The 25,318-nt window shown below is 68.7% G+C and carries 14 protein-coding genes and 1 pseudogene; 11 read left to right on the forward strand and 4 right to left on the reverse strand.

The window, feature by feature from the left end; translation table 11 throughout:
* Nucleotides 1-59 precede the first annotated feature (59 nt).
* Entirely contained in the window at nt 60-1,010 is a 951-nt protein-coding gene (locus JHL17_RS01135) for a LysR family transcriptional regulator (RefSeq protein WP_200190207.1), read from the reverse strand.
* 80 nt (nt 1,011-1,090) lie between these two features.
* Here JHL17_RS01135 and JHL17_RS01140 point away from each other — a divergent pair, with 80 nt between their 5' ends.
* Nucleotides 1,091-1,690 carry a cysteine hydrolase family protein gene (locus tag JHL17_RS01140; protein WP_200190208.1) on the forward strand — a complete coding sequence of 200 codons (600 nt, stop codon included), beginning with the start codon at nt 1,091-1,093 and terminating at the stop codon, nt 1,688-1,690.
* Nucleotides 1,691-1,740: 50 nt separating this feature from the next.
* Here the strand turns inward: JHL17_RS01140 and JHL17_RS01145 are convergent, their stop codons facing one another.
* Nucleotides 1,741-2,619: a LysR family transcriptional regulator gene (locus JHL17_RS01145; RefSeq protein ID WP_200190209.1), complete on the reverse strand. Its 879-nt coding sequence runs from the start codon at nt 2,617-2,619 to the stop codon at nt 1,741-1,743.
* Here JHL17_RS01145 and JHL17_RS01150 point away from each other — a divergent pair.
* From JHL17_RS01150 to JHL17_RS01185, 8 genes are all read left to right on the forward strand, one after another.
* Nucleotides 2,605-3,066, forward strand: a complete 462-nt coding sequence (locus JHL17_RS01150; RefSeq protein ID WP_200190210.1) for a hypothetical protein — start codon at nt 2,605-2,607, stop codon at nt 3,064-3,066. The genes JHL17_RS01145 and JHL17_RS01150 overlap by 15 nt on opposite strands.
* A gap of 167 nt (nt 3,067-3,233) precedes the next feature.
* Complete coding sequence (locus JHL17_RS01155; RefSeq protein WP_200190211.1) at nt 3,234-4,697, forward strand: Orn/Lys/Arg family decarboxylase; 1,464 nt, start codon at nt 3,234-3,236, stop codon at nt 4,695-4,697.
* A 10-nt stretch (nt 4,698-4,707) separates the two neighbouring features.
* Complete coding sequence (locus JHL17_RS01160) at nt 4,708-7,263, forward strand: AMP-binding protein (RefSeq protein ID WP_200190212.1); 2,556 nt, start codon at nt 4,708-4,710, stop codon at nt 7,261-7,263.
* A gap of 230 nt (nt 7,264-7,493) precedes the next feature.
* Nucleotides 7,494-9,119, forward strand: coding sequence for an ABC transporter substrate-binding protein (locus tag JHL17_RS01165; RefSeq protein WP_200190213.1), 1,626 nt, complete (start codon nt 7,494-7,496; stop codon nt 9,117-9,119).
* 10 nt (nt 9,120-9,129) lie between these two features.
* Complete coding sequence (locus JHL17_RS01170; RefSeq protein ID WP_200190214.1) at nt 9,130-10,119, forward strand: ABC transporter permease; 990 nt, start codon at nt 9,130-9,132, stop codon at nt 10,117-10,119.
* On the forward strand, nt 10,116-11,036 hold the full coding sequence (locus JHL17_RS01175; protein ID WP_200190215.1) for an ABC transporter permease: 921 nt from the start codon (nt 10,116-10,118) through the stop codon (nt 11,034-11,036). The genes JHL17_RS01170 and JHL17_RS01175 overlap by 4 nt, the downstream gene beginning before the upstream one ends.
* Nucleotides 11,033-12,049, forward strand: a complete 1,017-nt coding sequence (locus JHL17_RS01180; RefSeq protein ID WP_200190216.1) for an ABC transporter ATP-binding protein — start codon at nt 11,033-11,035, stop codon at nt 12,047-12,049. The genes JHL17_RS01175 and JHL17_RS01180 overlap by 4 nt, the downstream gene beginning before the upstream one ends.
* Complete coding sequence (locus JHL17_RS01185; RefSeq protein ID WP_247893238.1) at nt 12,046-13,041, forward strand: oligopeptide/dipeptide ABC transporter ATP-binding protein; 996 nt, start codon at nt 12,046-12,048, stop codon at nt 13,039-13,041. The genes JHL17_RS01180 and JHL17_RS01185 overlap by 4 nt, the downstream gene beginning before the upstream one ends.
* 230 nt (nt 13,042-13,271) lie before the next feature.
* On the opposite strand, the pseudogene JHL17_RS01190 reads toward JHL17_RS01185, so the two are convergent.
* Both JHL17_RS01190 and proA read right to left on the reverse strand, forming a co-directional pair.
* A pseudogene (locus tag JHL17_RS01190) lies at nt 13,272-13,478 on the reverse strand (IS5/IS1182 family transposase); the annotation flags it as partial.
* Nucleotides 13,479-14,612: 1,134 nt separating this feature from the next.
* Entirely contained in the window at nt 14,613-20,477 is a 5,865-nt protein-coding gene (gene proA / locus JHL17_RS01195; protein ID WP_200190217.1) for an anti-phage protein ProA, read from the reverse strand.
* Nucleotides 20,478-20,566: 89 nt separating this feature from the next.
* On the opposite strand from proA, the gene JHL17_RS01200 reads away from it, so the two are divergent.
* A complete protein-coding gene (locus JHL17_RS01200) occupies nt 20,567-21,829 on the forward strand; it encodes a metallophosphoesterase family protein (RefSeq protein WP_200190218.1) in 1,263 nt (420 codons plus the stop codon).
* A complete protein-coding gene (locus JHL17_RS01205; protein ID WP_211113264.1) occupies nt 21,829-25,254 on the forward strand; it encodes an ATP-binding protein in 3,426 nt (1,141 codons plus the stop codon). Before JHL17_RS01200 ends, JHL17_RS01205 begins: the two co-directional genes overlap by 1 nt.
* Nucleotides 25,255-25,318: the final 64 nt, after the last annotated feature.

The following is a 25,318-nucleotide window of genomic DNA, read 5'->3' on the forward strand; positions in this document are numbered from 1 at the left end:
CTCCTGTGTGTCGGTTTCGGGCGTCCCACCCTGCCGTTTAACTCCCGCCGTGAAATTTTCTAATTCCCTATTTGTGAACTATGGAAGTTCAATTCTGCACAGCCCGCCCCAGAAGCGGGGGTGGAGGCGGGGGTGGAGACGGCGCCGCCAGGGGGCTGAAGGCCGGCGTCGAACAGCGCGACGAGGTGGTCGATCACCGCGCGGACGCGCGGCACCTCCTTCATGTCGCGGTGCAGGACCAGCCAGAGTTCCCGCGTCAGCAGCGGTCCCGCCATCGCCACAGGCTGCAGGTCGGTCTCCCCCGCCGCCAGCCAGACCGGCAGCAGGGCCGCACCGAAGCCGGCCCTGGCCGCCGCCAATTGCGCCTGCACGCTGTTCGAGCGGAAGGAGACGCGCCGGCCACCCGCGTGGCGGGCCAGCCAGACGGCTTCGGGAAGGTCGGCCAGCGCCTCGTCGTAACCGATCAGCGCGTCCGGGGCGCCGGCGATCGCGAACAGGCCGTAGGCGACCGTCGACAGGCGGCGCGCGACCAGATCGCCATGCTCCGGCCGCGCCATGCGGATGGCCAGATCGGCCTCGCGCCGCGCCAGGCTGAGGGTGCGGTTGTCCACCGTCACCTCCAGATCGATGCCGGGATGGCGGGCACGGAACGGCCCCAGCCGGGGCACCAGGAAACGGTCGGTCAGGGCCTGGGTCGCCGTCAGACGCACGGTGCCGGTCAGCCCCTCCTCCCGCCCGCCGCGGCGCAGGATGGCGAGCGCGCGCTCGTCCATGCCGTCGGCCAGACGGAAGACCGCCTCCCCCTCCACCGTCAGGGCGTAGCCGTCGGCGCGCCGCTCCACCAGGGTGCGCCCGAGATCGGCCTCCAGCGCGGCGACGCGGCGGCCCACCGTGGCATGGCTGATCCGCAGGACCCGCGCCGCCGCCGACAGGCTGCCGGTGCGGGCCAGTTCCAGGAAGATCCGCACGTCGTCCCAGCTGAGCGACGCTGTCTGTTTCTGCACAGTCATCGCGCAAACCTGGCGGATGGCCGGACGGCCTTGAACACAGCAGACTGACTCACCCGTTCCCCCTCTTCCGGAGTGTCCCCATGCCCGAACCCAAGACCCTGCTGGCCCTGGCCGGCGCCCCGCAGACCCCCAGCCCGCTCGACAAGGCCGCCCTGGTGCTGATCGACGCCCAGCGCGAATACACCGAGGGCAGCCTGCCGCTGTCCGGCGTCGAGGAAGCCGTCGCCGAGGCCGGCCGGCTGCTGGCCCTGGCGCGCAAGGCCGGAGTGCCGGTGTTCCACATCGTCCATCACGGCAAGCCGGGCGGCGTGCTGTTCAACCCGGAAGGCCCGTTCTCCGCCATCGTCCCGGCGCTGATCCCGCATGACGGCGAGACGGTCGTCGTGAAGGGCCTGCCCAACGCCTTCGCCGGCACCGATCTCGACGCACGGCTGCGCGCCACCGGCCGGACCGAGCTGATCGTCGCCGGCTTCCAGACCCACATGTGCGTCAGCAGCACGGTGCGCGCGGCGCTCGATCTCGGCTGGCGGACGACATTGGTCGACGCCGCCAGCGCGACGCGCGACCTGCCCGCTCCCGGCGGCGGCACAATTCCGGCCGAGGCGCTGCACCGGGCCGTGCTCGCCGCGCTCGCCGACCGCTTCGCGGTGGTGGTGAGGGACAGCGGCGCCTGGGCCTGACGGCCCGCCCGCGTCCAGCCTCGCGGCGCCTGCGCTCGCAGCGCCTGTGCTCATGACGCCCATACGGCCTGGACCGCGTCGCGCATCGCCTGGATCGCCGGCTCCTGCTCCTTCCCGGACGGAAGGATGAAATGGAGGTCGCTTTCCAGGCACTCCCCCGGCCACAGGGCGACCTCGCCCGCCACCTCGGCCGCCAGCGCCTGGTCCTCGCGCAGCAGGGCGAGGCCAAGCCCGTCCATCACCAGGCCTTTCAGCGCGCCTTCCTGGTCGACCTCGACGACGGTACGGGGAACCGCGCCGTGCCGCGCGAAAGCGCGGGCGGCGATCCGATGGAAGCTGCATCGCGGCGGCGTGCCGATCCAGGGCAGCGCGGCGAGATCGCTCCAGCCCGCGTCCTCAATGCCGGCGCGCCACGCGACCGGGCCGACGATGCGCAGCCGCACCGTGGCGACGCGAACATGGCGGAGCGCGCCGTCCGGCCGCTCCTCAAGCACGAATCCCGCCTCCAGACGCCCGTCGAGCACCCGCTCGACCACGTCGGCCGAGACATGGTGCGACACCTGGACCGTCAAGCCGGGATGCGCGCTGCGCAGCCGCGACAGCAGGAGGCCAAGGCGCAGCGCCACCGGTTCGCCGGCGATACCGAGAGCCACCGGCCCCGCCACGTCGCCCCGCAAGGTCCGGGCATGGGTGACCAGGGCCTTGGCCGCCGCCAGGGTGCGCTCGGCATCCTCCAGCAGGATGTTTCCCTCCCGCGTCAACTGCATGCCCTTGGCCGTGCGCTCGAACAGCGCGGTGCCGAGTTCATCCTCCAGCACCTTGATGTGGCCGCTGACGGCGGGCTGGCTCAGCAGGAGCAGCTGCGCCGCGCGCGTCAGGCTGCCCTCGCGGGCCACGGTGGTGAAGGTCTTCAAATGATGGAGTTCCATGAACGCCTCCGTGGACGCCCTCCATGGGCATGGCGCCGAAGCGGGAAGTGGCAATTCCAGGCTGTGGAACCTTCGCCCACAGCCTTTTCCCGGGATATTGAAGGGGCGGGCAACCCGGCTCCCGACCTGGGAAACGCCAATTTACCGACTGAAAATATTATTTTGCAAGCTATCACACCAAAATATGTGATAGATATTTTATTTTCACATTTTATTATCGCTTTTATTGCCCGGGCTGTTGTTGCCAAGCTTGGGACACGTGGCGAGCCGGGCAGCGTTAGCCCCTCCTTCGCGCGGCGAGATCCGCTCCACACCGCAACACACAATCGTCACCATTCAACATTCCCAAAACGAAATACGAATGAATTCTTGAATCTCCCGTTCCATACGAAATATCTCCAAAGCTCATTGACGAAGAATTGCGTCAAATCCTTGTTGTTTCTCTGACGCATCATTTTCCCCGATGCTAGTCTTCAGAATTTTTTATTGGACAACCGGCAGGCCTGCGTCCGTTATTCCTATAAAACAAGTATAGTTATGACAAGAATAACAATGATGTTTCGTTGAAACTGGCCGCATCGGATGCGCGACCAACCAAGAGCGAGCTCCATCCCATGTCCGAACCAACTGACCAAATCACCACCCGGTCCGCAGGCCAACCGGCCGCCCGGCTCGCAGTCGAGACACCGCTCGCCGACGCCCTGCTGGCGGCGAGCGCCGGCACGCGGGCGTCGTTCCACGCCCTGCCCATCTGCCGGCGCGCCTCCATCCGGACCTCGCCCCTCGCTCCCTCGTTCGACGCGCTGTTCGGCAGCGGGCTGTACAGCGAAACGACGATCACGGCGCCGCCGCTCGACACCTTCTTCTTCCCCCACCGCTCGCTCGCCAGAGCCGAAGAGCTGGCTGCCCGCGCCTTCGGCGCCACCGGCACGCTGTTCGTCACGGTGGGAACGACCGCGTCGAACCAGATCGCGCTGGAGGCCCTGGTCACCAGGCCGGATGCGCGGGTGCTGGCCGACAAGGGCACCCACCAGTCGATCCACTTCGCCCTGTCGGACAAGCACGCGGCGGTCGACTACATCGAACCGCGCGTGTTCTGCGAGCATTCCGAACGCGCGGCCCTGGCGCTGTCCGACATCGTCGACCGCGCCGCCGCGGCCGAGCGGGCGGGCAGGCCGTACGACCTGCTGGTCCTGAACGGCCAGTCCTACGACGGCGTCGTCTACGACATCCCGGCGATCCTCACCGCACTCGCCGAAGCCAGCCCGTCCCTGACCGACATCTTCATCGACGAGGCCTGGGGCGCCTGGAGCTATTTCCACGAGAGCACGCGGGTCCGCACCGCCCTGCACGCCCGCAGCACCGTGCCCGCGCTCGAACGCTTCAACATCGTCGCCACCCACTCCGCCCACAAGTCGCTGAGCGCGCTGCGCCAGGCGTCGCTGATCCATTACACCGGCGATCCGGCCCTGGGGGAGCGGCTGCGGCTGGCGCGCTACCGCCACCACACCACCTCGCCCAACTACCAAATTTTGGCCTCGCTCGACCTCGCGCGCGCCCAGATGGAACTGGAGGGCGACGCGCTGGTCGAACGCTCCCTGCGCCTCGCCCGCCTCATCGCCGACAGCGTCGCCGCCGACCCCGATCTCGGCGCCTTCTCGGTCAACGCCGCCGCCCCTCCCGCCGCCCTGGCCGGGCATGTCGCCATCGACCCGACCAAGCTGTCGCTGCGGGTGTCCGGCCTGCCGGTCGGCGCCCCGGAGCTGCGCGAGCGGCTGTACAGCCAGCACGCCCTCTACGTGAACCGCTGCACGCCGACCTCGCTGCTGCTGAACATCCACATCGGCGTGCTCGAAGAGGACGTGCTGGCCCTGCTCGACGCCCTGAGGGCGATCCAGCGAAGCCTGCGTCCGCCGCCGGCGGAGCGGCGCATCTCGACCTCCTTCATCATTCCCTACCCGCCGGGCGTGCCGCTCATCGTTCCGGGCGAGGAGATTGGAGACGACACGCTGCGCCGGATCGAGGCCGTGCAGTCGGCCGGAGCCCGCATCTACACCATCGAAAACCGCGCACGATAAGGGACGAGCCATGATTCCCCTTTCCCGGATCGAAGAAATCGCCGCCTCGCGGCCCGACCACGCCGCCGTTATCGCCGGCCGCACGGTCCTGAGCTGGAGCCAATACGCCGACGCCGTGCGCGACGCCGCCGAGGGGCTGGCCGGCGCCGTCGCCATCGACGAGCTGCGGACCATCGCCTTCCTCTCGCACAACCGGGCGGAGCTGGTGGTCGCCGCCTCGGCCGCCGCCACCCTGAAAAGCACGCTGTGCGGGCTGAACTATTCGCTGACGCAGGAGGCGCTGGCCGATCTGCTCGACCGCATCGAGGCGGATTGCCTGATCGTGTCCTCGGGCTTCCTGGCCGACCGCGGCCTGAACGTCCGCGCCCTGGCCGGCGGACGGCCGGTCATCGACCTCGACGACCGGTTGCCCGGCGCCACCGGCTACGCCGCCTTCCGGGGGCTGTCGGCCGGGCGGCGCCCGCCCAGCGCGCCGGCCCGACCGTTCCGCGCGATCTCCTTCACCTCCGGCACCTCCGGGTGGCCCAAGCCGGTGATCCGCAACGGATCCTTCGATGCCCGCCGCTTCGCCTACTTCACCGCGCGCTACGGCTTCTCCTCGGCCGACCGCCATCTCGCCACCATCCCCTTCTACCACGCGGCGGGCGGCGGCTGGGCGCGGCTGTTCCTCCACCTCGGCGCCACGCTGGTGCTCGCCCCGCCCGACGACGCGGTCGAGACCGCCGAGCTGATCCGCCGCGAATGGATCACGTCGAGCACGATGACCCCGCCGATCCTGTCCGGCGTGCTGCGCCACGTCGCCCAGAACCGCGCGCGGGTCACCCCCAACCAGCTGCGCTTCGTGCTGGTCGGCGGCAAGCATTTCCCCGCCCCCGCCAAGCAGGAAGCGCTCCAGGTTCTCGGCCCGGTCGTCTACGAGTATTACGGCACCACCGAGACCGGCGTGAACACCATCGCCGAGCCGGCGGACCTGCTGACCCATCCGGCCAGCGTCGGCCGGGTCTATGACGGCAACCGCATCCTGATCCTCGACCCCGAGCGCCGCCCGGTGCCGGCCGGCATCATCGGTTCCGTGGCGATCGCCAGCTACATGAACATGGACGGCTATCTCGGCGCCGCCACCAACAAGGTCCAGATCGACGGCGAGCGCTACCTCGTCACCTCGGAGGCCGGCTATCTCGACGAGGACGGGCGGCTGTTCCTGCTGAACCGCTCGCAGGGCGCCGACAGCGTCAACCTCTACGCGCTGGAGAACGCGATCCGCCAGATCCGCGGCGTCGACGACGTGGCGCTGGTCCGCAGCACCGCCCCCGGCCCGGTGGCCGTCCATTGCGCCGTGGTGCTGAAGGCGTCGGCCGCGGTCCCGGCCGCGGAGGTCCAGGCGCGCGTCGGCGAGATCGTCCGGCGCGAGCGCGTCGCGCTGGCCCGCTTCGAGCTGCTCGACCAGATCCCCTACAGCCCCTCCGGCAAGGTTCGCGCGGCGGAGCTGGAAACCGCCATCCTCCGGGCCGGCGAGCGGGCGGCCAGAGGGACGGACGAGCGGACGGCCGGGGGAACGGCGAGGGGTACGGCACCGCCCAGGCCGGCCAGACCCGGCGGCAAGGCCGACGGCGTGCTGCTCGGCATCGCCCTGCTGGCGCTGACCGCCATCTCCTGGGGCGGCATGTTCCCGGTCGCCAAGGCTGCGCTCGCCAGCATCGACGGCTTCCACCTGACGCTGCTGCGCTACGGGCTGGCGTCAATCATCCTGCTGGGCATCCTCGCCAAGGTCGAGGGCTTGCGCGCCTTCGCCCTGGAGAGCCATGGCGGCAAGCTGTTCTTCTACGGCTCGATGGGCTTCGCCGGCTTCAGCATCCTCGCCTTCGTCGGACTGGCGAACTCCAAGGCCGAGCATGGCGCCATCATCATGGCGCTGATGCCGCTGATCACCGCCCTGCTAACCTGGGCGATCAAAGGCGTGAAACCCGGCCGCGTCACCTTCCTGTGCATCGCGGCCGCGCTCGTCGGGGTGGCTCTGGTGGTCACGCGGGGCAGCCTGTCGGCGCTCGGCGGCGGCGCCCTGCTGCCCGACCTGCTGATCCTCGCCGGGGCGGCGAGCTGGGTGGTCTACACCCTGGGGGCGGCATCGGTCCCCGGCTGGTCGGCGCTGCGCTACACCGCGCTCAGCGCCGCACTCGGCACCGTCACCATCGTCGCCGTGACGGGGCTGGCCACGACCAGCGGCTTCATCACGGTGCCGACACCGGAGACGGTGTGGTCGGTGCGCGGCGAGATCGCCTACCTCGTGCTGATCGCCGCCGTGCTCGCGGTGTTCAGCTGGAACATCGGCATCCGGCTGCTCGGCCCGATCAACGGCGTCCTGTTCATCAACCTCGTGCCCATCACCGCCTTCGCCATCAGCCTCGCCCAGGGCCGGGAGTTCGGACAGGCTGAGCTGGCGGGGGCCGGCCTGACCATCGGCGCCCTCGTCGTCAACAACCTGAACAGCCGCGGCCTCTTCCGCCTCAAGTGGCCGGCCCCGGCAAAGCCGGTCGGCTTCGGGCGGACGGCGGCGGAAACCCCGTAAGCGGGACGGGACGGCGGCTGTTCAGCACTGAACAGCCGCCGTCCGGATTTGTGCGGTCGCCTATTTCCTATTCAGAAAGTATGATTTATTTATCAATTTGACGGGATGTCTTTGGATGATCCGCCTCCTCTCTTCCGCTTCCTGTCCAGCCAATCGCAGCGCGCCGGCCTGACGGCCGCGCCGCGCGCCTGGCACCCTCTGCCGGCTTCCCCATTCCCCTGGAGACCATCATGGATCGCCGTACCTTCCTGGGTGCGATGGCCGGACTCGTGCCGACCGCCGCCTTCGCCCAGACCACGACCGCGCCGGGCGCCAGCCCGACAGGCACGGCACCGACAGCGACGGCCTCAAGCCCCCGCTCGCTCTCCATCGGCGCGATCTCGGCGCCGAACTCGCTGGACCCGCAGTTCTACCAGTCGCCCACCAACAACCAGACTCTGCGGCAGATCTTCGATCCCCTCGTGACCGAAGACGCCGAGGGCCGGGTCCGGCCGCTGCTGGCGCAGTCCTGGCGGGCCGTGGACGAACTCACGTGGGAATTCAAACTGCGGCCCGGCATCCGCTTCCACGACGGCACGCCGCTCACTCCGGACGACGTCGCCTTCACAGTGGAACGGGTGCCCAACGTTCCCAACAGTCCCGGCTCCTTCGTGCCCTACGTCCGCAACATCGCGGCGGTGGAGCCCATCGACGCCACCACCTTCCGCATCCGCACCAAGTCGCCCAACCCCTACCTCGACCGCGACTTCACCAACCTCTACATCCTGTCGCGCAAAATCCACGCGGGCGCGGCGACGGCGGACTTTACATCCGGCAAGCTGGCGGTCGGCACCGGCGCCTTCCGCTATGCCGGCTTCACGGTAGGTCAGCAGATCGAGCTTGAGCGCAACCCGGATTTCTGGGGCGCGCCCACCGGCTGGAACCGGGTGCGCACCCGCTTCATCCCCGACGCCGGTGCCCGCGTCGCTGGGCTGCTGTCGGGGGATCTCGACCTGATCGACGGCGTGCCGGTGCAGGATGTCGCCCATCTCGCCGCCGACCCGCGCCTCGCGATCTTCAGCGTCGCCAGCGCCACCAGCGTCTACCTGTTCCCCGACGCCAGCCGCGACCAGTCGCCCTTCGTCACCGACCGCGCCGGCAAGCCGCTCGACCGCAACCCGCTGAAGGACGTCCGGGTGCGGCAAGCCCTGTCGCTGGCCATCGACCGCAAGGGGATCGTCGAGAAGCTGCTGCTCGGCCAGGGCACCGCCGCCGACCAGTTCGCGCCGCCGCCCGCCCCCGACCGGCTGCCCGGCCGGCCCACCCCCGCCGCCGACCCGGCACGGGCCAGGCAGCTTCTCGCCGAGGCGGGCTATCCCGACGGCTTCGGCCTGACCATCCACGGGCCGAGCGGCTTCTTCACCAGCGACGTCGCGGTGCTGCAGGCGGTGGCGCAGGGCTTCTCGCGCATCGGCGTGGACACCAAGGTCGAGACGCTGCCCATCGCCACCTTCTTCTCGCGCGCGACCAACCGCGAGTTCGCCCTGTTCATGACGACCTACGCCACCACCAACAGCGCGGAGCTGCTGCGTCAGGTGGCGTTGACCAAGAATCCCGACACCGGCGCCGGCCCGTTCAACCGCCAGCACTACTCCAACCCGAAGGTCGACACCCCTCTGCTGGAGGCTCTGCGCACATTCGATCCCGAGCGTCGCGTCAGGCTGATCCGCGAGGCGCTGGCGGCCTTGGACGAGGACGCCGGCATCATCCCGGTCTTCTTCCCCCGCTTCAACTGGGCGGGCCGCAAGAGCCACGTCCGCTTCATCCCCGGCAACGCCTTCGGCCACACCAACGCCGTCTTCACCGAGCCGGTCTAGGATTCCCGCCATGCTTGCGTGGATGTTGCGGCGCTCGTTCCAGGCCGGGCTGGTGGTGCTGGCGATGACGCTTCTGGTCTTCGCCGGGCTGCACGTCGCCGGCAATCCGGTGGACATCCTGGTGCCGCCCGACGCCGATGCGGCCGAGCGCGCCCGGATCGCGGCGGCCTTCGGCCTCGACCGGCCCCTGTGGCGGCAGTACCTGCTGTTCCTCGAACGGGCAACGCAGGGCGATCTCGGACGCAGTTTCATCTACAACCGCCCTGCCCTGTCGCTGGTCTTCGAACGGCTGCCGGCGACCCTGGAGCTGTCGGTGCTGGCCCTGCTGATCGCCGCCGGATTCGGGATTTCCCTGGGGCTGTTCGCCGGGCTGCGTCCGCAGGCCCTCCTGTCGCGGCTGATCATGGCCGGCAGTGTGGTGGGGCTGAGCCTGCCGACCTTCTGGGTCGGGCTGATGCTGGTGGTCGGCTTCTCGGTCCGGCTCGGCTGGCTGCCCAGTTCGGGACGGGGCGACACGCTGGCGCTGCTGGGGGTGGACTGGTCGTTCCCGACGCTGGACGGGCTGCGCCATCTGGCCCTTCCAGCCGCCAACCTCGCTTTGTTCAAGGTCGCGCTGATCCTGCGGCTGACACGGGCCGGCGTGCGCGAGGTGGTGCATCTCGACTATGTCCGCTTCGCCCGCGCCCGCGGGCTGGCGCCGTCGCGGGTGGTCGGCGTCCACATCCTGCGCGCCATCATGATCCCGATCGTGACGGTGATCGGGCTGGAGTTCTGCTCGACCATCGCCTTCTCCATGGTGACCGAGAGCATCTTCGCCTGGCCGGGCATGGGCCGGCTGATGATCGAGAGCATCCAGGTGCTCGACCGGCCGGTGATCGTCGCCTATCTGGTGGCGGTCGTGCTGCTGTTCGTCACCGTCAACCTGCTGGCCGACCTTCTCTACCGGCTGCTCGACCCGCGCGTCGGCCCGGCGGATGCCGCGACGGGAGCCGGCAGATGAGCCTCGCCGCCGGGGCCCCGCCGCAAGAGGGGGAGCAGCGCGGCCCACAGTCCTCCGTCGGGACGGTCTGGCGCGGCTTCGCCGCTTCAGGCGTGGCGCTGGCCAGCCTCGCCGTCTTTCTCCTGCTGGCCGGTGCGGCACTGCTGGCGCCGTGGATCGCGCCGCAGAACCCCTTCGACCTCACGCAGCTCGACGTTCTGGACGGACGGCTGGCACCGGGCTCGCCCGGCGGTGCAGGCGGCACCTATTGGCTGGGCACCGACGACCAGGGGCGCGACATGCTGTCCGCCATCCTCTACGGCCTGCGCCTCAGCCTGCTGGTCGGCATCGGGTCGGCGCTGGTTGCCGGATCGGCCGGGACCTTCGTCGGGCTGGCCGCCGCCCAGGCCGGCGGCCGGACCGACGGCGCGCTGATGCGGCTGGCGGATCTGCAGCTGGCCTTCCCGTCGATCCTGATCGCCCTGATGGTGATCGCCTTCCTCGGCCGCGGGATCGGCAATGTGCTGCTGGCGCTGATCCTGGTGGAATGGGCCTATTACGCCCGCGCCGCCCGCTCGGCCGCCCTGGTCGAGCTGAAGAGCGAGTATGTCGAGGCCGCCCGCTGCCTGGTGCTGCCGGAATGGCGCATCCTGCTGCGCCATGTGCTGCCGAACTGCCTGCCCACGCTGGTGGTGATCGCCACGACCCAGGTGGCCCGCGCCATCGCGCTGGAGGCGACCTTGAGTTTCCTCGGGCTCGGCGTGTCGGTGACGGAGCCGTCGCTCGGCCTGCTGATCGCCAACGGCCGCAATTACGTGCTGTCCGGCGAGACCTGGATCAGCCTCTACCCCGGCGTCGCCCTGCTGGTGGTGATGGCCGCCATCAATCTGGCCGGCGACCATCTGCGCGACACCCTGAACCCGAGGCTCGAACGATGAGCGCCCCGCCGTCCCCCGCGCCGTCCCCCCTGCCGCCCCTGCTGGAGGTCCAAGCCCTGCGCGCCGAACTGGCGACCCGCGGCGGGCCGCTGAACATGCTGGACGACGTGTCCTTCACCCTCGGCCACGGCCGCGTCCTGGCGCTGGTCGGGGAATCCGGCTCGGGCAAATCGGCCACGGCCTTCTCGATCATGGGGCTTCTCGACCCGCCGGCGCGAGTGGCCGGCGGGTCGGTCCGCTTCGCCGGCCGGGAGCTGGTCGGCCTGGCCGAGGCGGAGATGCGTCGGCTGCGCGGCAACCGGATCGCCATGATCTTCCAGGATCCGATGATGACCCTGAATCCGGTGCTGACCATCGGCGCCCAGATCGTCGAGACCGTGCTGGCCCACGCCCCGGTCGGACGGGCCGAGGCCCGGCGGCGGGCGCGCGACGTGCTGGGCCGGGTCGGCGTGCCAGGGCCGGAGGAGCGGCTGGCCTGCCATCCCCACCAGCTGTCCGGCGGCCTGCGCCAGCGGGTGGCGATCGCCATCGCCCTGCTGCACCAGCCGGACCTGATCATCGCCGACGAGCCGACCACGGCGCTCGATGCCACCATCCAGGCGCAGATCCTGCGGGAGGTCCGGGCGCTCGTCACCGAACGGCGGACCGCCCTGCTGTGGATCACCCACGACCTCTCGGTGGCCGAACAGCTCGCCGACGACATCGCGGTGATGTATGCCGGCCGGATCGTGGAGCGGGGACCGGCGACAGCACTGCTGCGGCAGCCCATCCATCCCTACACGGCCGGGCTGATCGCTAGCCTGCCGCGCGGACGGCGCGGCAGCCGGCTGACTCCCATTCCCGGCCTGCCCCCGACCCTGGCCAGCCGCCCGTCCGGCTGCGCCTTCCGGCCACGCTGCGGGGTCGCCGGCCCGGCCTGCGCCGCGGATCCGCCCTGGCGGGACCGTCTGGCCGGCAGTGCGCCCGGCGGTGCCGTGCGCTGCGTCAACCCCGGGCAGGCGGTGGCGGCATGACTGCCGCCCTGACCGCCGTACCGACCGCCCCCCTGACCGAAGGAGTCTTGGCCGAACTGCGCGCGGTCTCGCGCGTCTTCGCCCTTCCCGGCCGACGCGGCGCCGGCTTGACGGCGGTGGACAGTGTCGATCTCGCGGTGCGGCGCGGCGAAATGGTCGGTCTGGTCGGCGAATCCGGCTGCGGGAAATCCACCGTGGCGCGGATCATGGCCGGGGTGCTCGCCCCCAGCACCGGCACCCTGCGGCTCGGCGGCCGCGACTTCGGCAGCCTGACGGCGACCGAGGCACGGGCGGCGCAGTTGCGGGTGCAGATGGTCTTCCAGAATCCCCACGCCAGCCTCAACCCCCGCTTCACCGTCGAGGAGATCGTCGGTGAGGCGGTGCGGTTCCACCGGCTGGTGCCGCGCGACACCCTGGCCGACCATGTCGCCGCCCAGTTGCTCCGGGTCGGGCTCGACCCATCGCTGCGGCACGGCCATCCGCACCGCTTCAGCGGCGGCCAACGCCAGCGCATCGGCATCGCCCGCGCACTCGCGGTCCGCCCGGACGTGCTGGTCTGCGACGAACCGGTGACTGCGCTCGACGTCTCGGTCCGCGCCGGCATCCTCAACCTGTTCCTGGACCTGCGCGATCAGGGCGAACTGGGGATCCTGTTCATCAGCCACGACCTGTCGGTGGTCGGGCATGTCTGCGACCGCGTGGCGGTGATGTATCTCGGCCGCGTGGTCGAGGAGGCGCCGGTCGATGCACTGTTCGATGCGCCGCGCCATCCCTACACACAGGCGCTGCTCGCCGACGCAAGCACCCCGTCTCCGCCGGCCTCCGGCTCGGAAAGGATCCGGGCCGGGGCGCCGGCACTGTCCGAAAGGCCATCGGGCTGCCGCTTCCATCCGCGCTGCCCAGCCGCAAGACCGGACTGCGCGGTCCGGGAACCGGCGCTGCGCCCCGTCGGACCGGGGCATCGGGTAGCCTGCCTGCTCGCAGATCACTGAAACGGGGGCCGTTCAAGCGCCCTGGAGCCCGTGATGCACGGAGAAAGTATCCCCCTCATAGCCTGTGCGAAAGAAACAGTTGTGTCAGGTTTCATGCCACAGGACCTTGGTGCAAAAGTCTGGGCTGGTGGCGGTCGGGAGGGCGAGGGAGTATAAAGGTTCAGTCAGTCTTCACGGCAACTTGTTTGAGGGCTCGGTGCTGACGTAGACGATCACGTCTTCTCTGGAGGGTTGCTCGTGTTCTGCGTGACGTGCGCAGCGGCGCCCAGGCTGCGCCTGTTCGCCACGAAATCCTTGGTGTCGTAAGCCTTGTCGGCGCCCACCGTGATGCGGTGACGGCCGGTGATAGCCTCGACCATGGAAACCGCCGCTTCGCGTTCAGCCAGACCGGTGGCCAAGGTGAGCCGGACATCCATCACCGGGGCGTGACGGTTCTCCGACCGCACCCTGTGCCAGCAGAGAGAACACGAGAGCCCACCGCAGCACAGCCTTTTTCCGCATCCTGACAATTAGCAGTGCCGCCCGCTTCCATCGGGCTCACGATGAGGTGCGCAATTTCCTGCGCCGAGCAACCCAACGCAAGCAGCACGTCCCGTTCCTCTCAGCGATGGGCAATCCATGTCCAACAGATCGCCGCCCTACGCGATATGATCCCTGGCGCGTAGTCCACACCATCCAACTCACGGTGCCGTCTGGACCTCCTCCATCCTTGCTATGAAACCTGACACAACCCGTTGATCAGGCCGCTTGATACTTGCAGCAGTCCTGGCTGGGGTGTCGTTCTTCCGGGCATAATCAAGGCGGACAGCTGCAGGCGACTGATCGACGGGCACAGGAGCGGTTGCGGTCACCGGATTCTCCGAAGCGTGAGAACAGTGGCGGAGTATCTGGATCGCCCGGCAGCACCGGTCAAACTCGCCCCTCATCGTCCCCTGACCCACCGGTCCTGAAGTTCCGGTCGTGGCGGGCGGCACCGCGCCGTATGCGCCGGTCGGTCGGCGTTGGGCTCTTGGCGGTTCGTCGTTCGGCCGGGCTGCCCGACTAGCGGTCGGCGTGGTGAACGTTGCGGGGCGGTTGTCGGGGGCGTCCGTTTCACGACGGGCGGTCCTCCCCGATTGTCGTGCTCGGCGCCGCGGCCCCGGTGGTGCCGACGGCGAAGCCGCCGCACCACTCCGGATTCTGGCTCTATCCGGTCGGCGCCGTATCCGTCGCGCCGATCCCGTCGGCGGCTTCCGAAACGACCCACGCCACAGCCTTGCCGGACGGCTGGCCACCAATCGCCCCGCCCTTCGTCAAGGCCACGCTCTCCGGCGCACGCGCGTCGCCGTCCGCCGCCGGACACTCCCACCGCTTGCGGCCGGCGACGCTGTCACTGTCGAGCTGCAAAGCCTTAAAGGCAAAGGCCGGTGCTTGCGAAGCGGCAGGCCTTTGCTGCGTTCGCTAATAGTGGTGCAGGGGCAGATTTTGGGCTTTACCGAACGTGCCATAACACTCGGACGCAGCAACTTGAACTGCCCCCGTTCAAACGGCGGTGGAGAGGCGGCAGAACTCACTGGCCGTGGCGCAAACCTCTACTCCCTGATATGCCCCGCGACCGGCTTCGCCATCTTGAGCCGGTCGCGCGCCGCTGAATTCAGCCTTCTGATGCCGAACTGTCGGGCCGCACCCGTCAGCGGATCCTCGACATCGATGCAGCCGCGGATGGCGGCCGACAACTCGGGCAGGGCGATATCCTCAATGGATCGCACGTCGGCGTCGGTGTTGGGAAACCGGGCCATTTCCCACGCCGCGACCGCCATCGCGTCCGGCCAGACGAAGCTGGTGCCGGTATGCTCGGTCTCGATATGGGCGACACCGCGCGCCACCGCCATGATCCGCTCCCGGATCAGGCGGCCGGAGCGCTTGAATCCATGGGCGCGGGCGATGCGCTCGACCAGCAGGCTGTCGCAGATCGGCGCCTCTGCCGCGACGACCTGCAATACCATCTCCTTGAGAATGGCGGAATAGTCGCTCTCTTGGAACCGGTCCGGATCGATGCCGGCGATGGCGCCGAAGTCCGTCCGCCGATACTCCCCGCCATAGGCCGCTTGGTCGTCTTCGGTTTCCATCGGGGTCTCGGCCTCGTCGGAGCCATCCTCTCCGTCCGCCCCCAGATCGAGCACCACATCCGGCGCCTCCGCCGTCACAGGCGCGGCGACCGCTTCGGCACGTGACCGTTCCAAGGCCTCCTTCAGCGCGGCGTCGAGCCGGTCCAGCGCCCCCTCCGGATCGATCCACCACTCCGTCGACCATACCCGCGCCAGCGACCAGCCCAGTCCCCTCAGCACCGCTTCGCGCACCTTGTCGCGGTCCCGCGCCGTTGCGGCACCGTGATAGGACGCACCGTCGCATTCGATGCCGATCAGATAATCCTCCGGACGGTCGGGGTGCACCACGCCGAGGTCGATGCGGAAGCGGGACACGCCGACCTGCGGAACCACCGTCCAGCCACGCCCACCCAGTCCCTGCGCAACCGCCTGCTCGAAATGGGAGTTCGCCGAACCGGCGGACGCGCCGGTAACCTCCCCCAAGGTCCGCGTCCCCCGCTCCGCATATTCGAGGAAATGCCGCAGATCCCGCAGAGCCGACGAGCTGGTGCGGTTGAGATCGATGAGCGTGGGCGGGAAGGAGGTGAAGACGACCATCTCCCGACGCGCCCGCGTGATGGCGACATTGAGCCGCCGCCAGCCGCCGTCGCGGTTCAGTGGCCCGAAATTCATCGGCATCGTTGGGGCATCGGGCGTTTCCGGCCCGTAGGCGATGCCCAGAAGGATCACGTCGCGCTCGTCGCCCTGGACCGTTTCCAGATTCTTGACCACGACGGGCTCAGGCGCATCCTCAGCGAAATAGGGCTCCAGTTCGGGGTAGCGCCGCCGGGCGCGGTCCAGCAGATCCTCGATCAGCTTCTGCTGTTCCGAATTCAGCGTGATAACGCCAAGCGTCAGGCGGTTGCCCCGTTCATCGACAAAGGCGGGGTCGAGAAGGCGCCGCAGAACCTCCGTCACCACCGCCTCGGCCTCGGTCCGATTGTTGCGGTCCTTGCCGCGCGACCAAGCGCCGGGGACCTGCCGCAGGCTGACCATCGTCTCGCGCGTCACCGGGGCGGGGAAGGTAATCAGGTCGCCGTCATAGTAACGGTGGTTGGAAAAGGCGATCAGGCTCTCATGCCGGCTGCGGTAATGCCAGGTCAGGCGGCGTTGCGGCAGACGGGCGCCCAGGCATTCCTCCAGAATGCTTTCCTGATCGGTTTCGATCTCGCTATCGTCGTCTTCCGCACCGGCTCCACGATCGAAGAAGCTGGTCGGCGGCATCTGCTTGGGATCGCCGGCGACCACCAGCTGCCGGCCACGGGCGATGGCGCCCACCGCGTCCCACGGCGTGATCTGCGATGCCTCGTCGAAGATGACCAGATCGAACGGCGGCATCTCCGGCGGCAGGAACTGTGCCACCGACAGCGGACTCATCAGCAGGCAGGGGGTCAGCGTGGTCAGTGCCGGACCCATCTCCGCCACCAGCTGGCGGACCGGCTTGTGCCGCTTCTGCAGCTTCAACTGATGCGCCAGCGTGCCGAAGCCGGCGGGTGGCGACTTCGAGTCCTTGGCCGGGATGCCGCCGGCAATCCGGGCACGGATATAGAGTTGCGTCAGTTCGCCGAACTCGCGGTCGAGGGCGCGGAAGCGGCCGATGGTATCCGTGTGTTCGGTGACGTTGAAGTCGCGCACCAGCGGTTCGATGTCGATTGCCCAGTCCGCCCACCAGCGGGCGTAGGCGATGTCGAAGGCCTCCGCCGCACGGCCGGGAGGGACGGTTCCATCCTCCACCGCCACCACCAGCCCGTCCAATCCCTGTTGCACCGCAGCCTGCCGCGCGCGCTGCCACGCCGTCCAGGCATTCAATTGCGTCGGCCGCGCCGCCATTGCCGCGGCGATGGTCTGACACTCCGCCAGCAGGTCGGCGCCGTCGACCGGTTCCGGCGCACCGGCGGTGCGTTCGAACGCGTCCTTGGCATCCAGGAAGGCGGCATGGCTGTCGAGATACTGCCGCATCACCTGCCCGACCGCCCCTTCGGGGGCCAGCAGGTCACCGGCCTCGGTGCAGAGCTGCTTGAGCGACGTCCGCAGGGCGATCAGCTGATCGGGGCTTTGCGCAGCACCGCCGAGCGCCGCCCGCACCGTTCCGGCAGCCTTCAGCTTGCGGTCCAGCCGGTCCGGATCGGTGGCTACTCCCTGCCAGCCGGGAAGCGCCTGCGCCTGGGGCAGGCCGTCGATCTCGGCCAGGATCTCCTGCAACCGGCGCAGCCGGGGAAGATCGGTCTCCGGATCGGCGGTCCCGCTGGGGTCGAGCCGCTTCGCCACCGCCTTCTTCCGCAGTGACGACAGTGGCCAGATCGCCTCGCCCGCCGCTGCCCACTCGGCATCGAGTTCCGCCATGGGCAAGGCTTTGACCCGCTCAGGATCCATCGGGCGAGAGAGCAGCGCGGCCTCCGTCCGATACGCGCCGAGCAACGGCAACACCCGCGTGCCCTGCTCGATCATCCTGGCGGCATCGGGCGTGAAGGCGAAGCCCAGATTCAGCTCACCGACCTCTCCCAGGGCGCGGGCCAGGGCGGCGGCAGCGGCAAGGCCGCGCCGGTCTCCACCCACAGCGGTGCCGAGCCCGTCGACGAGCCGGGCGCGGGCCAACTCCAACGTCTTGGAGGCGGCGGCCAGCGCGGCGGCAGCGGCCAGCAGCTCGGCCTGCCAAGCGTTCGACCATTCGGTCCGCCCGACATGCCCGAAGGCGGCCCGGTTCTCCGGCGATGCCGTCGCGCGGTGCAGATCCAGCCTGTGGGCGGTGTCCCGCAGGCTTTCCAGATCCGTTTCGGCGTGCTCCATCCCTCTCGGCCACGTCAGACGCAACGCGGCGTCCGCGCCGTCCCGGGCGACCCGCCCGATGGCGCTATAGAGGGTAAGGCCGTTGGCATGCCGCCGGTGCAGCGCCCGAACGAAATTGTTCAGCCGGTCGCGACTGGTCTTGAGTTCGGCTGCGCGGCGGCTCCACAGCTCAGCCGGCGGCTCCTCCGCCGTGGTCCATGCGGCGTCGAGCTGGCGCAGGACGTCCTGCTTGGATGCCTTGTTGCTGTGCAGCTCAAGGCAGAACGGACCGAGGCCATGAGCGACCAGCCGGCGATGGACCACGTCCAGAGCCGCCCGCTTCTCCGCGACGAACAGCACGGTCCGGCCGAGCGCCAGATTGTGTGCGATCATGTTGGCGATGGTTTGCGACTTGCCGGTACCCGGCGGGCCGTCCAGCACGAAGTCACACCCCTGCGCCGAGCCGACAACCGCCGCCAGCTGGGAGGAGTCGGCGGCGAGTGGCGTGAACAGCTCTTCCGGCGCGACAAGCTCGTCAAGCTTTGACGGGTAGGGCGGCTCCCCTTGGCCGGCATAGGCGTCCCGTGGCGTTTCCAGCAGGTGCCGCACCACCGGATTGCGCTTCAAGGCGTCGGTGCGGTCGACCAGATCCTTCCACATGAGGTATTTGGCGAAGGAGAAGGCGCCCAGCACCACATCCTCGACCACTTCGAAGCCCGGCATGTCGCGCACGGCCCGGCGAACCATGGTCCAGATGCGCGGAACGTCGATCCCGGATTCATCGACCGGCAATGGCCCGGCCAGCTCCGGAATGTCGAGTTCGAAATCCTGGCGCAGCATCTGCAGCAGAGTCAGGTTGAAGCGCGGTTCATCCTCGTGGCTGGACAGTCGCACACCCGACCGCGCACTGCGCCTTTGCAGCTTTACCGGCAACAGGATGAGCGGGGCGCGGTAATGGCGCGTGTCGCTGCCGGATTTCTTCCAGACCAGGAAGCCCACCGCGAGGAACAGCGTGTTGGCGCCGCCCTCCGCCAGATCGAGCTGTGTCTTGCGGTAGAGGTCGACCAGTTGCGCATCGAGCTTGTCGGTCGGCATGGGCGACAGGATCTCGCCGCGCTCCATGGCATCGCGGGCATAGGCGGCCTCCAGCTCCTCTCCCGTGCGCTGGAGGTGCAGCGCAGTATCGCGGCCGGCACCGCCGTCCATCGCCGGAGCCGCCACGATGCGGAAGCTGGCTCCGTCGGCAAGCCTGTCCTCCAGCGTGGCCGGATCGGGACAGATCAGGCGGATGCTGGTCGCGCCCGGCTTGACGTTGAGCAACCGGTTGCGCGTGGTCAGGTCCAGAAGCTTGCGTTGCCAACGGTCCAGCCGCCCTTCCGCCGTGGCGACCCCGTCCGGCGGCTCGCTGGACTCTGTGAGATCGAAATCGGGAAGGGCGGGAGCCGCTTCGAGCACATCCCCCACCGCGACGATGTCGGCGTCCGCCGCCGCCTGCCCCGTCCACGACGACGCGGCATCCGCCAGGGCCAACGGGCGCAGGCGCTGCATCCGGGCCCGGCGGATGTCGAGGGCCATGACGAACTCGCCCTCACGCTCCTCGTCGATCTGGCGGTTGGCCTGGGCGATGGCGCGCGAGAAGGGCGACGGATGCCCGCCGGTGGCCAGCGTGGTCTCGAACAGCACCAGTTCCTGGAGCGCCACGCGCTTGCGCAGGCTGGCGGCGTCCTCGACCAGAAGGGTGGCGAACTCCTGCGGTTGCAGCCACACGCCGGCGAAGGCATGGCCGCGCGTGACGACGATCACCGGATAAAGGCCGGCCTGCTCCAGCACCGCGGCGAACAGCAGCGCGGTGTCGAGGCAGGTCCCCAGCCCGGTCTCCAGGATCTGGGAGGGCGAACGCACCTTCTGCCCCTGCCATTCGAAGCTGCTTGGCGGTTCGGCATAGGTCAGGCGCAGGGATGCGACGGCCGACCAGATGGCGGAGGCCAGTTCGTGCACTCGCGTGCGGCTCTTCGACTGGTATCCCTCGACGCCGTCCGGGCGGCCGCCGCGCCGCAGCACGTCGCTGGATGCCTTGATCAGCCGGCTGACGGCCGGGTCGTTCGGCAGGGTGAAGGCAGCCAGCAGCTCCGGCATCGCCGCGGCACCCCCCCATTCGTTTCGGGCCAGTAGTTCGACCGGCAGTACGCGATCGGCGGCATCGCCGCCGTCCATGCCCTCCGCCGTGGCCCGCAGCGTCACCGTCGCTCGGATCGCTTCGTTCAACTGGAACAGCAATCCGGCGTTCAGCCGCAGGTCACGCTTGGTGATGTGCGCCTCGCCACCTGCGGCGATGCGGTCGATGCGCCACTGCACCGGCTCGAAGACCGGCGGGTCGGCCAGGATCTCGGCCACGATGTTTTGCAGCGGCTCTCCACCCAGGTTGATCAGGCGGAGATCACGAAGGACGGGGACGGCGCTCTGATGGGTGGCAAAGCTGATTTTGGGGGCGATCACGGCGTCGATCGCCAGCGCGGAACTCGCCGTTTCAGTGCGAGAGTCCATAACGTTGACGTCTATGGTCGATTCCATGATGATGCCTGCCGCCTGAAGTAGAGTTATTTCTCACTATATTCAAAAACAAAGGGTTGGCTATGGGCAGTTTCCACTTCCTCCACGCGGCCGACATCCACCTCGACAGCCCTTTGCACGGCTTGTCGCGTTACGACGGGGTGCCGGCGGAGGAAGTGCGTGGCGCGACGCGGGCGGCCTTCGACAATCTGGTCGCCTATGCCTGCGATCAGGCGGTGGATTTCTTGCTGATCGCCGGCGACCTGTTCGACGGCGAGTGGAAGGACATGGGCACCGGTCTCTACTTCGCCCGCGCGATGGGAAGGCTGGCGGCGGCAGGCATCCCAGTCTATTGGCTGTCCGGAAATCATGACGCGGCCTCCGCCCTGACCCGGTCGCTGCCTTGGCCGGACACCGTGAAGCAGTTCAAGCCGCGCCGCTCGCACACCCACGTCATCGACCATCTGGGCGTCGCAATCCACGGGCAGAGCTTTCCGAATGCCCATGTCACCGACAACCTCGCCGCCAGCTATCCCGACCGGGTTGAACATCATTTCAACATCGGCCTTCTTCACACCGCGCTGACCGGTCATCCGGGACACGCGACCTACGCGCCCTGCACAATCGACGATCTGCGGGCCCGCCATTACGACTACTGGGCGCTGGGGCATGTGCATGACTTCACCGTCGTCGCGGAGGCGCCCTACATCGTGTTCCCCGGCAACCTCCAGGGCCGGAACATCCGCGAGACCGGACCGAAAGGTGTGGTCCATGTGGAGGTGGAGGACGGTGCTGTCGCCCGTTTGACCCACGTACCGCTGGACACCGTGCGCTGGCTTCGGGTGGAGGTGGATTGCACCGGAGCGGACAGGATGGACGAGGTCCACGCCGCAACCCGCACCGCCCTCGCCGTTCGGCATGCCGATCTGTCCGACGGGCGTCCGACCGTCGCCCGCGTGGTGCTGACCGGCTCGACGTCCCTGGCCGGCAAACTGCAGGACGGGCGGGCGACCCAGCGCGACACCGTGCGCGCCCTGGCCGCCGCGGTCGCGCCGGACCTGTGGATCGAAAAGGTCCAGTTGGACGTCACCATGCCCGGTTCGGCGCCCGTCGCCGATGGTGCCGCGGAGGACATCATGGCTCTGCTGGCCGAGGTCCGCCAATCGCCGGAACTGGCCCAGGACCTGAAGGCGGACCTCCTTCCCTTCTTGACCGCGGCGGCCAAGGCCGGGGAATTCGACGAGGACAGCCTCGCCGCCATGGCGACACGGGACGACTGGCAGGCCCTGTTGGCGATTGCGGGAAGCGCACTGGAAGCACGTCTCACCGGTAAGGAGACAGAGTGATGCGGTTCGCCGAACTCCATCTGGAACGCTATGGCCATTTCGAGGATTGCCGCCTGCCCTTCCAGGCGGGAGCTCCCGATTTCCATATGGTCTACGGCCCCAACGAGGCGGGGAAATCGACCACTCTCTCGGCCGTCTCCGACCTGCTGTTCGGCTTTCCGATGCGCAGCCCCTTCAACTTCCGCTTCGATTACGCGCTGCTGCGCGTCGGCGCGGTGCTGGAGGAGGATGGACGGCGCCTGGCCTGCCGGCGCCGCAAATCCCGCGACCAGAGCCTGATGGATGCAGCGGACTGTCCCCTCGATGAAGGCCTGCTATCAGCCCTGCTGCACGGCCTCAACCGCGAGACCTTCGGCGCCGGTTTCAGCCTGAATCAGGCCGGACTGCGCGACGGCGGCCAAGCGATGCTCCAGGCTTCGGACGATCTGGGGCAAGCTCTGTTCGCCGCCGGATCCGGACTGACGGAAATCAGCAAGGTTCGTGAGGCGCTCGACAACGAACTGGATGCGATCTGGGGCAAGCGCGCTGCCGCCCGTCGGACCTTCGTGGCCGCGGAAAGGCAACTCGATGCCTGTTTGAAAACCATGCGCGAGGCGCAGCTCAGACCCAAGGAATGGTCCGCTGCGCAGGCGAAGGTCGAGGCATGCGAACAGACTCTTCGGGATCTGCTGCAACGGCAGGACGCGCTGACCGTTCAGCGCGACGCTGCCGAACGGCTGCGCCGCATCGACACCGCGATGCGGTCGCGGGCCGCCCTGTTGGCTGAGATCGCCGCAGAAGGACTGGTGACCGTCTTCTCACCCGCGGAGGACACCGCGGCGCGGACCTTGCTGGCGGCCCTGACGAAGGCGGTTGAGGCTTATGACGCGGCCAAGCGGCACCGCGACGACGTTGCGGAAAAGCTGAGCCGGCTCCAACCAGATCCCATCGCCGCGCTTGGCGAGCACATCGAGCGCCTGATCGAAAAGCGGGGCGGGATCACCAAGGACGTCTCCGACCTGGCCCGGCTGACGGTCGAGCGGCAAGGACTGCTGGAACGCGCGGCATCCCTGCGCACGGAGCTGACCCTGCCCGGCGACCTGCCATCCGGCCTTGAGGTCAAGAAGCTTCGCGACATCGCCAAACGTCACCTCAACCTCGCCAACGGCCTGGGGGCGCGGGATGGGGAGCTGGAAAACCTGCGGACCGATGCCCGGAAACTGCGCGAGGACTTGGCCGACGCGGTCGTCGCCGAGGGGCTGGACGAGATCCGGGCTGCGATCGGCCATGCCCGTGGGCTGGGCGACGACATCGACTACCGTTGCGCCGAGGCCCTGGCCGCCATCGAGCGCGCGGACGCCGAGACGCGGCTGGCGCTGGCGGCCCTTGCCCCTTGGCAGGGGGACGCCGACCGGCTGGCCAGGCTCTGCGAATTCGACGACGGAGAACTCCAGGCCGCCTCCGATGCCGAACTCAAGCTCGCCACCAGACTGGAAAGCGAGCGGGCCGAACTCCGCCGATTGGAAAACGAGATCGAACAGCTCGGAACCCGGCGCGGATTGCTGACTCAAACCGGGCAGGCGGTGTCGGCGGACGAGGTTCTTCGGGCGCGGCAGGCACGGGATGATCTGTGGACGGCCATCGGCATCCATCTGCGGGAGGGCCGCGCCGCGGAGGCCCAGGCACTCGGCGACGATTTCACGGCGGCGCTTCAGGACGCCGACGCTGTCGCCGACCGCCGTTACGCGACCGCCGAGGAGTCCGCGCGCCTGACTGCCCTGGACCACCAGCAGACCCTCCTGGATTTGACGCGGCAGCAGGCGGAAAAGGCCGTACAGGAAGCTGAGAGCGCGCTATCCGCACAAACGATCTCCTGGGAAGACCGCCTTCGCGCGCAAGGCCTGCCGCCCCTCACGCCGCTGAGGCTGCGCGCCTGGTTTGCCCAACGTCACACCGCGCTGGATCTTCATCACCAGACGGCCGAAGCCCGGCGGCAGGCAGCGCGCCTGATGGAACGCAGGGCCGAAGCGGTCGGCATCCTTGCAAGGGCATTGACGGTTTCGCCGGAGAACGACCGGCTGTCGCCGCTGCTGGCGGCTGCCGACCGTGAACGGATGAAGGGCGAGATCCTGGAGCAGGCGTTCCGCGAGAAAAACGCCAAGCTCGCTGCCCTGGAAGAGAGTATCTCCCGTTGCGAGCGGCAGGACATCCAGGATCGCCGGGCCTTGCAGGCCACGGTCACCGACTGGACCGAGGCGTCGGCGCGGTTGGGCATCGCCGCGGACATCGCAGGCATCGACCATTGGCTCGAACTGGTCGAGGAGCTGCGGGGCATCCTTGACGGCATCTCCGCACACGACCGCCGCCTCGACATCATCGGCAAAGACCGCAAATCCTTCGATGCGGAGGTGGAGGCGCTGGCCGCCGACGCGCAGATGGACATCCAGGCCGACCCGATGCGGACGCTCGACGCTCTTCGGGAGCGCTTGACCAAGGCACGTTCGGTCGCTCAGGAGATCGAGACGCTGGAGGCCGAGCGGAAGAAGCATCAGGCGGACATGGATCGCGCCGCCATCGATCGAACCATCGCACTCGATCGCCTGGGTCCCTTCATGAACCGCGCCGAAGTTGCCGAGGCCGCTCTGCTGCCTCCGCTCCTCGACCGGTCGAAAGCCTATCAGGATTGCCTTGCCCGTCTGGCTGAGGCCGAACGGCGGATCGTCGCCGATGGCGACGCTCTGCCGCTTGCCGATCTCATCGCCGCCTGGGAAGCCTGCGATCCCGAGATGGTGGCCTCCCAGTCGGCCACATTGGGGCAAGCGCTGGAGGCGCTGAACAAGGAGGTGGCGGAAGCGGCCAATGCGCTCGGCGAGGCCCGGATGGTGTTCCAGAGCCTGGACCAATCCTCCCATGGCGCGGCTGATGCCGCGGCCGACGCAGAGGCGGCAAAGGCGGACATGAAGGCCGAGGCGGACCTCTATGTACTCAAACGAGCGCAGCAGCTTCTGTTGAACCGCGCCGTCGAACAGTATCGCACGCGCCGGCAGGCGCCGTTGCTGACGCGCGCCGGCATGCTTTTCCGCACATTGACTCTCGGGCACTTCGTCGATTTCCGGATCGATCACGATCCTTCGACACCGCGCCTGCTGGGACTGCGGCATGATGGAGAGACCCTTGTGCCCATCGAAGGCATGAGCGAGGGGACGCGGGATCAGCTGTTCCTCGCTCTGCGGCTGGCGGCGGTCGAACAGTCGATTGCCGCCGGTGTGCGGGTGCCCTTCATCGCCGACGACCTGTTCGTCAATTTCGACGACGACCGCGCGGAAGCCGGCTTGAACCTCCTTGCTGGGCTTGCTGCCTCGACGCAGGTGCTGTTCTTCACCCATCATACGCATTTGCGCAACATGGGGCAGGCAGTCGCTGGACTGACGCAACTTGAGTTGTGAACAACATCAGCGACGGGTTCCGTCAGCCAGCACAATAGGGCATACCGCAGGGGAAACCCATAAG

It is taken from the genome of Azospirillum endophyticum (assembly GCF_016595245.1).
In the GTDB taxonomy this organism is placed as follows: domain Bacteria; phylum Pseudomonadota; class Alphaproteobacteria; order Azospirillales; family Azospirillaceae; genus Azospirillum; species Azospirillum endophyticum.